10 protein-coding genes are annotated in these 11,141 nt (G+C 55.2%); 5 read left to right on the forward strand and 5 right to left on the reverse strand.

Translation table 11 applies throughout. From position 1 onward, the window contains the following. The first annotated feature begins 230 nt into the window (after nucleotides 1-230). The 3 genes from ABJO61_RS09595 (at nucleotide 231) to ABJO61_RS09605 (ending at nucleotide 4,509) form a co-directional block, all read left to right on the forward strand. Nucleotides 231-2,549 carry an AAA family ATPase gene (locus ABJO61_RS09595; protein WP_348322864.1) on the forward strand — a complete coding sequence of 773 codons (2,319 nt, stop codon included), beginning with the start codon at nucleotides 231-233 and terminating at the stop codon, nucleotides 2,547-2,549. Nucleotides 2,550-2,692: 143 nt separating this feature from the next. Beyond that, nucleotides 2,693-3,088 (forward strand): plasmid mobilization relaxosome protein MobC, encoded by a 396-nt coding sequence (mobC, locus tag ABJO61_RS09600; protein ID WP_348322865.1) that lies wholly within the window; start codon nucleotides 2,693-2,695, stop codon nucleotides 3,086-3,088. After that, nucleotides 3,085-4,509 carry a relaxase/mobilization nuclease domain-containing protein gene (locus ABJO61_RS09605; RefSeq protein WP_348322866.1) on the forward strand — a complete coding sequence of 475 codons (1,425 nt, stop codon included), beginning with the start codon at nucleotides 3,085-3,087 and terminating at the stop codon, nucleotides 4,507-4,509. Before mobC ends, ABJO61_RS09605 begins: the two co-directional genes overlap by 4 nt. A gap of 32 nt (nucleotides 4,510-4,541) precedes the next feature. Here the strand turns inward: ABJO61_RS09605 and ABJO61_RS09610 are convergent, their stop codons facing one another. After that, nucleotides 4,542-5,444: a zincin-like metallopeptidase domain-containing protein gene (locus ABJO61_RS09610; RefSeq protein ID WP_348322867.1), complete on the reverse strand. Its 903-nt coding sequence runs from the start codon at nucleotides 5,442-5,444 to the stop codon at nucleotides 4,542-4,544. A 464-nt stretch (nucleotides 5,445-5,908) separates the two neighbouring features. Here ABJO61_RS09610 and ABJO61_RS09615 point away from each other — a divergent pair, with 464 nt between their 5' ends. Beyond that, nucleotides 5,909-7,255, forward strand: coding sequence for an ATP-binding protein (locus ABJO61_RS09615; RefSeq protein ID WP_348322868.1), 1,347 nt, complete (start codon nucleotides 5,909-5,911; stop codon nucleotides 7,253-7,255). Between the two features lie 94 nt (nucleotides 7,256-7,349). Here the strand turns inward: ABJO61_RS09615 and ABJO61_RS09620 are convergent, their stop codons facing one another. From ABJO61_RS09620 to ABJO61_RS09635, 4 genes are read right to left on the reverse strand one after another with little or no spacing between them, the layout of a single operon-like run. Beyond that, on the reverse strand, nucleotides 7,350-7,856 hold the full coding sequence (locus ABJO61_RS09620) for a hypothetical protein (RefSeq protein ID WP_348322869.1): 507 nt from the start codon (nucleotides 7,854-7,856) through the stop codon (nucleotides 7,350-7,352). A 3-nt stretch (nucleotides 7,857-7,859) separates the two neighbouring features. Continuing rightward, complete coding sequence (locus tag ABJO61_RS09625) at nucleotides 7,860-9,008, reverse strand: restriction endonuclease (RefSeq protein WP_348322870.1); 1,149 nt, start codon at nucleotides 9,006-9,008, stop codon at nucleotides 7,860-7,862. Nucleotides 9,009-9,016: 8 nt separating this feature from the next. Further along, nucleotides 9,017-9,310, reverse strand: coding sequence for a HigA family addiction module antitoxin (locus ABJO61_RS09630; protein WP_348322871.1), 294 nt, complete (start codon nucleotides 9,308-9,310; stop codon nucleotides 9,017-9,019). A gap of 21 nt (nucleotides 9,311-9,331) precedes the next feature. After that, nucleotides 9,332-9,622, reverse strand: coding sequence for a type II toxin-antitoxin system RelE/ParE family toxin (locus ABJO61_RS09635; RefSeq protein ID WP_348322872.1), 291 nt, complete (start codon nucleotides 9,620-9,622; stop codon nucleotides 9,332-9,334). Between the two features lie 74 nt (nucleotides 9,623-9,696). On the opposite strand from ABJO61_RS09635, the gene ABJO61_RS09640 reads away from it, so the two are divergent. Continuing rightward, on the forward strand, nucleotides 9,697-10,650 hold the full coding sequence (locus ABJO61_RS09640; RefSeq protein WP_348322873.1) for a hypothetical protein: 954 nt from the start codon (nucleotides 9,697-9,699) through the stop codon (nucleotides 10,648-10,650). Nucleotides 10,651-11,141: the final 491 nt, after the last annotated feature.

The following is an 11,141-nucleotide window of genomic DNA, read 5'->3' on the forward strand; positions in this document are numbered from 1 at the left end:
ATTCCCGGAGAAATGGTGCGCATAGACGAAGAAAGTGCGAACGAGCTTTTCAACACGCTGGCCGACTGGAACGCTCAACTTGAGGCTCGCGCGGCGTCTCTTCCCGATGAGCCAGAGCCGCCAGAACCTCATTAAGTCCGTATACAACGAGAAGGAAACAGCGTTGTGCTGTTTGAAACAACGTTATAGTCTAAAAACACACAATAATTTTGGTAATTTAATGCACCGCGATGGACACTCAGGCTAAGCAAAAATTTTCTATCTCTGCGCGGTATTTAGGCCCGGTCTTCTCCCTCGATGGAGAGGTCACCAAGCATGACCAGAATCTGATATTTGCCCGCAACGGCACGGGTAAATCATTTCTGTCACGAGCATTTCGATATCTGGATTTGCACAGCGATGATCGCGAGATCGATGAAGCAGCCGGTTGCCTCGTCTCTGATGAATCTCCCGACGGTAAGGGCGAGTTCACGTTCAGGCGCGGAACACAAATCTTAGGTTCTCTACGGCTAGAGAAAAACGAGGCGGTCGCTACAGCATCAGTGTCAGATGCGATCTTCCACGTCTTTTCAGAAGACTTTGTCCAGGAGGAGCTACGAGAGAAGCGCTATACCTTAGATGGCGATATCGAGAATCAAATCGCGGTAGATAGTGAGAACATTAAGCTCGATGAAGCGAAGAAGGCTCTGCTTAAAGCACAGACAGATGAGCGGCAGGCGGCCAAGGAACTCCAAGACGATTACGAAAAGAAGAAGGTTTCCGAACTCCATGAGAAGGCAGGAATTAACAAGCGTCTGACTGAGTACCGGAATCTGGACTTGGAGGCATTGGTAGTACGCTTTCCGGAGAAGCCGGGGTTACCAGAACGCAGCTTCGCGGAAATTCTAAAAGACCTAGATAGGTTGAAATCACTTCCGTCTGAGCCTGACTACCCGGAAGCGGTCGGCTCTCTTTCGACCAATGACGTTGATATTGAGGCAATTCGCAAAGCGCTGCAGAAGGTGACATCACCATCGAGCGTTTCCGAAACGATTAAGCAGAAGATCGAGACGCATCACAACTTCTACGAAACCGGCCTAAAGATTATTCATGACGAAGGGCGCTCGACTTGCCCGTTTTGCGAACAGGGAATTGGCGTCCCGGACGCTAAAGTTATCATCGACACTTACGTTGAGTATTTTTCCAATGAGGAGGAAAAGCACAAGTCAGAGCTTCGGGCGTTTTACAAAGGTCTTAAGACCAAAGAAGATGAAGTGTCTCACCTCGAAACTCGAATTTCTCGGCAAATAGCGCGATACGACGCGCTGAAGCACTACATTCCATCGAAGAAAGAAACTACATTGGAAACTGGCGAGCAAGAACTCGCCAAGACGCGTGAGACGATCACCGCTTACAAAAGGGTGATAGAGGAAAAAGCCAAAGCACTCGCCACCGCGTTTGATCTTCCAGATAACGACCTTGCCTCCTGCGCCGAAGCTCTCACCAAAATCATTAACGAGAATAATCAAAAGGCGGCAGCTCTAGCTTCGGCCGTAGGGAAGACGGATGACGAACGGAAGGGATTGCAGCGCGCCGCGTGCCAAGTGTTCGACGTTGAATTCGCAATTGAGCATTGGAAAGACATCGAAGCGCTTAAGGCGTTGCAGGAGATAGTTAAGGAGAAAGCTCTTGAACTAGCAGCGCTTGAGAAAGAGAGCCCCTCCACAGAGGCTCGCGCGCGCGTCGCAGACACATTTGAAATCCTGCTTCGCGATTTCTTCGCTGATAAGTACGTGTTTGACAGAGACACTTTTGTATTGAAACGCGGCACTCACGAAATGACACGCGGACCTCATCGCACACTAAGTGACGGCGAAAAGACTGCCATTGCGTTTTGCTACTTCGTTGCATGCACGCATCGCAAAGTAGAAAGCGCCGGAGATTATAAAAAGCTTTTTCTCGTGTTTGATGACCCCGTTACATCGATGTCGTACGACTACGTGTTTGCGATTGCCCAGACACTCAAAAACCTGAGCATCTCGGCTCAGGGGGAGATTTCCATCAATCCTGGACTTATTGCTAACAACCAATGTGCTCGACCGGAAATTCTAATTCTGACGCATAGCAGCTATTTCTTTAACCTCTCCATCGCAAACAGAGTTGTGAAGGAAGACGCCGCGTTTGCTCTGCACACCGACAAACTTGAACACAAGATTTCTCGCTTAGACAAGTATGTAGCACCGTTTCAGCACCAACTGAGGGACGTCTGTGAAGTCGCAGACGGCAAAGATCCAGACCACGGAACTGGTAATGCGGTTAGGTCTGTTCTGGAAGCTGTTGGTCGGTTTTGTCGTCCAGACAAGACAAAGAGCCTAACCGATTTCATTACCTTCTTAGCGGGCGATGGGGGCTTCACTCTTAAAAGCGTGCTGATCAACAACCTTTGCCACGGTACGTATTACGATGAGACGCCCTCTCCCGATGATCTGCGTTTGGCATGTCAGGAGACGCTTCAGGTTGTAGAAAAGTACGCCGAAGGGCAGCTCGAACTCGTTCGGAACGCCGCTTAAATCGAAGCACTATATCGACGTGATGGCTTTTAACGTGCCTTCGCACTGATCGCGGCCAAAAGCCGCTTTCCCCCAATTTGCCTAACTAAAGGCCGCATTCTGTCCCGACGGATAGATGCGGCCTTTTCCATTTCGAAAGATCGATGCCTGAGAGAACCCCGAAGCCCCCGCCCTTCTCACTGCGCCTGACGCCCGAGGAGCGTTCGCGGCTGGAGGAGCTGGCCGGGAACGAGCCGCTCGGGGCATACATCAAACGCAAGGTCTTCGACGGCAACGGCATCGGCGCGAAGCGCGCCCGCTCCCGCCTACGCAGGCCGCTCAAGGACGAGCAGAAGCTCGCTCAGGTGCTGGCGATGCTCGGCCAGTCCCGCATCGCCAATAACCTGAACCAGCTCGCAAAAGCCGCAAACATCGGCACGCTGCCCGTGCTGCCGGATACCGAGCAGGAAATCCGCAAAGCCTGCGCCGATGTCGCCCTGATGCGGCGCGAGCTGCTGCTGGCGCTCGGTCACCGCAGCGATACAGAGCCTTCGCCATGATCCTGAAAGCCTCACAACGCGGCGGCGCAAAACAGCTCGGGCTGCATCTCCTCAAAACCGAAGAAAACGAGCATGTCGAGATACACGACATTCGCGGTTTCATGGCTAATGACGTCATCGGCGCGCTGCGCGAAGCGGAAGCTATCGCCAAGGGGACGAAGTGCAGGCAATACCTGTTCTCGGTTTCCCTGAACCCGCCCCAAAACGAGCGCGTCCCTATCGGCACCTTCGATAGTGCGCTTGACGCCATCGAAGAGAAGAACGGTCTGGACGGCCAGCCGCGCGTGGTCGTTTTTCATGAGAAGGAAGGGCGGCGTCATGCGCATGCGGTGTGGAGCCGGATTGATCCTGAGACGATGACGGCCAAGCCGATGTCGTTCTATAAGAGCAAGCTGCGGGATACTTCCCGTCAGCTCTATCTCGAAAACGGCTGGCAGATGCCGCGCGGTCTGATCGATCCCAAGGACCGCGATCCGCGCAATTTCTCGCTCGATGAATGGCAGCAGGCCAAGCGCGTCGGCCGGAACGCGGGCGAGCTGAAAGAACTCATTCAGGAAGCCTGGGCGACTTCGGATTCCGCCCGCAGCTTTTCGCATGCTCTTGAAGAGCGCGGGCTCTATCTCGCGCGCGGCGATAGTCGCGGCCATGTCGCCGTGACCTTCGAAGGCGGGGTGGTTTCCATCTCGCGTGCCACCGGCAGGAAGTCCAAGGAGCTGCAAGCCCGTCTCGGGAAGCCCGACGATCTGCGCAGCGTTGAAGAGGCGCGCAAGCGGGTCGCCGAAGACATTCTGCCGCGCGTAAAGACGCATATGGATCAGGCCCGCGCCAAGTCGCGCGCCGAACTTGCCGAACTCGACGCCCGCCGCGCCGCGATGGCGAAATCGCATGCGGACGAGCGGACAAGGCTCGATGCCGGTCAGAAAGCACGCTCTGAAGCCGAAGCCCGTATGCGGGCGGAGCGTTTCCGCAAAGGTGTGGCGGGTGTATGGGATCGCCTAACGGGCAAGCGCGCTCAACGCGAAAAACAGAACGAGTTTGAAGCCCTATGGGCGCTGCGCCGCGATCAGGACCAGCGCCAGATGACGGTCGATGCACAACTGCGCGAGCGCGGCGGGCTTCAGGATGAAATCAAGAGCACCCGCGCCCGGCATGCGCAAGCCCTGCGCGCCCTGCACTTCGATGCCGCGAACTATCGCCTCATGGAGCGCGGTCAGGAACCGAAAGCCAAGGCCGCATTTGAGCGCTTGGCTGCGCCGCGCGTAAAGGAAGCCAAGGGCCCGGAAAGGCCGCGCCTCGACCAACCGCAAGAGCGGAAGGCGGAACGGCCAAGCCGTGCGCCCTCCACTGAGGACCGGCTGCGCAGACTGCGCGAGCGGAAAAGAAAAGGACCGTCACGTGACGGTCCCGATCTTGAGAGATAACGCAAGGCCGGTACAGCGGAAGGTGCCGCCGCTTACGCGGCGACTCCTTCCTTGTTTTCTGCGGGAGCCTGAAAACCGTGCAGGAAATCGGCGGCGCGCTGCGCATGCGCTGCGGCGCTGAAGATCGCGCGCTTGTCTTCTTTCAGAACCTTGAGCCAGCTTTGGATATAGGCTGCGTGATCGGCCCTCGTCTCCGGTGTCAATTCAAGATCGGCGCACAGAAATGCCGCGCCGAGTTCGGCCACAAGCTCCTCGCGGGCATAGCCTTCATCGCCCCAGCGCTTGCGCCCGAAATCGCGGTCGAGGCGCTTGGGGTGCTTCGTCCAGTGGGTCAGCTCATGTGCCAGCGTCGCATAGTAAGCCTCGGGGCTGCGGAAGGTTTCAAAGTGCGGCATCTGCACATGATCGCTGCCGCCGCTGTAATGGGCTGAGTTTCCGCCGTGGCGAATGTCTGCGCCTACTCCCGAGAAAAACGCCTCGGCATGCTGAATGCGCTGCGCCGGATCAATCACAGGCTCGGGCTTTGCATAGTAGTGCTCGGGCAGCCCTTCGATCTGCTCGACATTGAAAACCGTGTATCCCTTCATAAAGGGGATTTTCCGCTCCTCCTCGCTGCCGTCCTCGCCCTCCTCGGTCGTGGTGATGGTGTTCGCATAGACAACAAGATTGCCTTGCTCGCCCTTCCTCACATGGGCGTCAAGCTCCTTGGCCTGCCGATAAGTCATCCAGTACGGCGAAAGAAAACCCGCTTCGATGGCCGCGCCCCAGAGCATCAGAATATTGATGCCGCTATAGGCAAGCCCGTTGTGGCGTAACGGCTTGATGATCCTGCCGTCCATGTTGCCCGCGCTCCACGGCTTCAGCCATGTCAGTTCGCCCTGCTCCAGATCGGCAATGATCTTGTTGGTGACCCTTTCATAAACATCGGTTTTCATTGGCTTGCCCTTCCCTTGGATAGCCGGTTGCACATGCAACCGGACTAGGCCCGCGCCAATGAGCGGGGGGACGGCCGTCAAGACCGAAAGGCATGGAGGGGGTGCGGGCGCAGGCGAAGCCGAGCCACGGCCCATGACTTTCGCCCGAAGGCAAAGCGAAGGGCTTGGTCTTGACGGAGGACGGGGCCGCAGGCCCCAAAGGGAAAAAGGAAGCCAGCCCTTCAGGGCTGTCCGAAGCTGCGCAAGGGATCGAAGCCGGAAGGCCGAGACCGACGAAGGCGGGCTCGGTTCACGAGAGCCCGGTCCGGCGAAGCCGGATGCGTCAACCTACATTTGTATCGTGCCAGCCTAATTCCTGTTCTTCTTCGGCTTGGGAGGTAAAAACTGTACATTGGCCAAGACCATATGAAACATACTAAACAAGATTCGATCCGCATCGGGACGCGCGACATGGATAGGAAACAATGGCGACAGACCTTGCCGATCTTGTCGATAGTCCTCGTGAAGCGCTCGATATCGAGTTAAAGAGCTGGCTCGACCTAAGCGATAACGTCAATAAGGCCAACATCGCCCGCCATATCGCCGCCTTGTGCAATCACGGCGGCGGGTATCTGGTATTCGGATTCAGGGATGACTTTTCAGTTGCCCCCGACCGTCCTGCGTCGTTGGATGTGTACAATCACGATACGTTCAACGCGATCATTAAGCGCTACCTGCTTCCTGCGTTTGAATGCCATGTGCTCAAGGTCACAAGCAGCGCAGGACCTGAATATCCGGTGGTCCACGTTCCCGGACACGAAGCCACGCCTGTTTGCACCGTACGAGACGGCCCGCAGGATGGGAACGGCAAGCCCCAGGGCCTCCGTTCCGGGACGTATTACATTCGTGCGCCGGGGCCTGAAAGCGCACCGATCACGTCACCGCAGCAATGGACGGCACTCATTCGCCGCTGCACGCTCAACGACCGGGAAACGCTGCTGCGCGAGATGTCGCATGTCCTCCAAGACAAACCGGCAGGTATTCCGGGTACTGAAGAACGGCTATCCGCCTGGGACAAGGCGAATAGAGAGCGGTTCGACACACTCCTGAAAGCGGCGCAGGATTTTAACTGGCCCGTGCCGCTTGCCAGCAACCATTACCGGCTGAGCTACCTTATCCGGCACGAAGACCAGAGCATTCCAATCAATCGCCTGCGGCCGCTTCTCGAAGAGATCAATAACGAGGTACGGGATACGGTCTGGACCGGGTGGAGCATGTTCTACCCATTCACCCGTCCGGAAATTGCCTCCAAGGTGCACCCGGAAAACCCTGATGGGACCGGGGATGACCTGCTGGAAACAAACCTGATTGGCAACGGCCAGTTCGATACCAGCATGCCGGACTTTTGGCGCGTAGCACCGGATGGCCGTGCCACATTGGTTCGCGGTTACCGGGAAGATGTGAGATCGGAAGAACCGGGGGCGTGGTTGTCGCCCGAAACCGTATTGAGGGAAACAGCCGAGTTTGTTCGGCACGCACGAGCATTTGCCCGCCATTTTCCGACAGCCTCAACGATCAGATTTCAGTGCACGTGGACCGGGTTGAAAGACAGAGAAATTAAGGATTTCGATCCGGCCATTTACTGGTCGTCAGGCAGGATCGCCACTGCGGACAAGCGCACAACAAGCGGCGAATGGCCGGTCATCAAACTCAATACGGACTGGCATCACATTGTTGCGGAGCTTGGTTGCCCGATCCTCACCTTGTTCGGCTTAGACTTCTGCTCGACTGAATTTGTCGCAGGTATGGCTCCGCGTTTCAAAAAATTATGATGCCGCTTGACCATATGTGAGGGATCGAAGACGGATATCTTCGTCGCTGTAGGAGGGCTTTCATTGTCGTTGGACTCGTGAGCAAGGCACGACCTTATTGCGATTGTTTGCGTACGTTGAACGCAATCTTTGTAACCGGATCGTCCCCCGATTTGTCAGCGGGAAGTTTGAGCCGCACCAAGTGTTCCAATAGAACGGATTCCAGTGCGCTTACGATACGCCACGCTGTAAATAGCTCATCATGCATGGCCTCCAGATCGGCGAGCATCTGATCTCTTCCCTCGTCGGTCTGGATGTGGAAATTGTGTCGTTCATAAAAACCGTGCATCAAGCGGTTGCGCGTATGAAGTGCGCTTTCAAGTATTGCGATTGTCTCATCATCGATATCAACGACCGAGCGCACCTTTCGCAAGAGCTGGCCCAGTGTATTCTTTTCAATAGATTGAAGTACCTTCCGGCCTGCTTCAGGATCAGGCACTGTATGCCAGCTCTTCCCAAGGCCCGTAGCGGCGAGCAGTACGGTGCCGAGAGATGTTTCAAAAAGCTGGGCGGCCTCTGCCGTTATCCCGAATTTCGCATAAAGCTCATCGCGTGTTGCCATGCTTCAGGAGTTCCCCCTCAGCCGAAACTCGGCAATAAGCGCCGGGCGGCGCGCCAGCAGCATTTCGAGATGGCTCTCCGGCCACATATCTATACGGGGTGAATGGCCGGACTGGTTCTGTTTCTCGATCAATGCCACCGCATCCGAAGTGAACCGCCCTGAAGTGGCAATGATCACATAATCGACGGTCGGTGGCTCCCAGAGCTTAACTTTTTCCTTGAGGGCCGCAATTTCATCGGCGGAGATGCTTTTGTTTGTCCAATGTTTGCACTGAATGATGACGCGCTGGCGCATAGTGCCGGAAAGGGCATCTTCATACACTCGGGACACTGACAGATCACGTCCCCGGTCCGGGGCGTTGGTACGCATCAACCATTGCGGATCTTTGTAAACCGTTTCCCCAGCGATGATGTTGAAGATCAGCCGCTCAAAAGTCTCTGCATCCAGTTGTTCCCATGAAAGCCGGGTTGTAACCGGACCTTCAGGTGCTGACGCCGCCAGCGCGCCCAGATCGTCGACTTCGGTCTGTATTGGCTCATTTTCTGTATAGAGCTGTTCAGTGAGAACCGGGCGTACAGTGGGCCAGTCGTGATTGATAATGTCGTGAACATCGCAATTCTCCCAAAATCCGAGATGGCGCCGTAAATCATTCCACCTTGGAGGGCGTTGGAATGCGCTCCCGAGAAGCGTATCGACTTCTTCAACCGCCTTATGTAGCGGTTCGTATTCTTCATCGTAGTTCTCTGCGCCTGCATCCACTTTCGATTTCAGGGAGGCGACCTGTTCGTCGACAATAGAGACAAGTTGCAGAACGCGCCGCCTAATGAGCGTCAAACGTTTGTGCGTAAGACGGTACGCGTATTCGTCGAGAAGTTCGGCGGCGGAAGCGATTTCGTTCTCGACGGCAACAAAGGCCCCAGGCTCTCCGACCTCATGCGCATCGATGCGCATAAGCTGTACTTCGTTCGAGTCGTAGATGCGTATATCCGTCTTCCAGCCGTCGATTCTGGGCAACACCTCCCAGATCGCATAAGCATCCCTGGCATGGTTCGGATTGTCGGACGCGGTCTTTAAGAGGCGGCGGACTTTTTCGAGATTGGCTTCTGTAATTTCGAATTGCCGAAGAGCTTTGTCGAGGGATAGCTGCGTCATTGCAAATCCTAAGCGGGAACGTATTTGTTCACATGCACCTCTTTTTCCCGCTCACGCATGTAGTAGGCGTCATAACGCGCCTGCATGCGCAAGAGTGTGTCCATCTTTACGCCAAACGCTTTCTCGATGCGCAGCGCCATTTCCGGCGAAAGCGATGCTTTCTCGTTCAATAAGTTCGACAACGCTGGGCGGCCGACACGCAGCACCTCAGCCGCGGCCGTGACGGAAAGATCATCCGGCAATACCGAACGCTTGATAAATCCGCCTGGATGCGGCGGCTTCATACCTATTTTAATCGCCATATCTCGTACTCCTTCTACGCTTTAATGGTAATCCTCATAATCCACATCAAATATTTCATTTTCTTCGGCATCGTGTTTGAACGTGATCCGCCAGTTCGCCGTTACGTGAACGCTGTAGGTGTCCGCACGATCGCCGCTTAGTTGATGCGGCTTGTATTTCTGGAGAGCTAAAACCTCGTCGATGTCCTCGATGTCGATGAGGAACGCTATTATGTCGGCAATCTTCGCCACATAGTCGGGCGGCAACCCTCTGGCGTTGTTCTTCTCAACGAAATTGCGCAACCCTTTGTGTCGGATGTTCCTGATCTCCATATTTTAGATATATCATACCGTATTGCGTAGCGCAACAAGATACGCTATGATCTGCGACAAAAGGACAGGAAACTATGGCGAAGAAAAGTAGCAAAACGACAAAGACAAAAGCCAAACCGCCGCCTGACGACGATTGCGTCGTCCCAACGAGAGTTCCGCCAGAGATCGCGACGAACTATGTCGTGGGAAGCGATCCGCATGCCGAACAAGACATTGCCGACTACGTCGCGGTTCAGGCACGTGGCGAAACGATCACCCATGTTGAAAAAATACGGACCGAATATGTCTGCGGTAAAGCCTATGAAATCTGGGATGTTGCAACGGATGAAAATCAGTGGTGGGTCATAACGAACCTTACAAATCTCTACTCAAAAGAATACTTCCCCAGCTTGGATTTCACATTGTCATTTCATATTGGGCTTATGCACCGGCTTATCGAACGTCAGGAAAAAGAGTCAGGGCGGGAGAATGCAGTCCCGTTTGATGAAATTTACCGCCGACGAGAACAGGCCGAAGATCTTCTGGACGAATCTGTAGAAGCCGAAGAATTTCAGGCTGTCGGTATGCAGCTTAGAGAGTGCTTGATCTCACTTGTGCTAGCTGTGCGACGACATGCCGAATTTCCTGAGCGTGAGGACAACCCAAAAGCCGCAGACTTTATCGGGTGGGTGCAGGCCCTTGTGAACCATCTTTGCCCCGGAGCATCCAACAAAGAACTGCGGCACTATGTTAACTCAGGTGCAAAAGAGACTTGGCAGCTCGTGAACTGGCTTACGCATTCCAGGTCGGCGAACCAAGCAGCCGCATCGATAGCACTGCATGGATTCGATACCGTGATCGGGAACCTTATCCAGCTTTTGGTTCGCGATAGGACGGATCATACGGAAACCTGCCCCAAATGCTCGTCCCGCAATATCCGATCCTACTATGACGCCCATATCCAACCTGACGGCGATTACTATTCCGTGTGCGGGGCTTGCAGTTGGTCGAACCATCCTGAGGTGGCCCCTGAGATACAGGGGCAATAGAGGCATCCAATCGGCGGAAGGTTGGCCCATGTTTCCAAAGAGCACGGGCAGGCTCTTGGTCGTATCCAAACGCGATAGTTTGGTCGAGGGTGTCGGGTCGCGAAAGACCTGACCGGCATCCAATCCGCGTAGGGTTGGTCTCCATGAAATGGTCTGGGGGTCTAGGGGGCAGGAACGCCCACAAGTCGATGGGTGCAGGGAGAGCGAAGTCTCCCGCGAGTGATTGACCGGAGATACGGTCTACTGGCTCTGGAATGGGGTCGATCCCCTGGAAGAGCCACAAGCCGAAGGGATGCAACGGGAACGCGCAGCGGGTTCCCTTGCCAAGATAGCGGTGTAGTACACCGCACATCTTGCGGAACGCACCATCAGGTGCACAGCTCGCGGAACGCACCATCAGGTGCACAGCTCGCGGAACGCACCATCAGGTGCACAGCTCGCGGAACGCACCATCAGGTGCACAGCTCGCGGAACGCACCATCAGGTGCACA

The sequence above is a fragment of the Parvibaculum sp. genome, assembly GCF_039973015.1.
Classification (GTDB): domain Bacteria; phylum Pseudomonadota; class Alphaproteobacteria; order Parvibaculales; family Parvibaculaceae; genus Parvibaculum.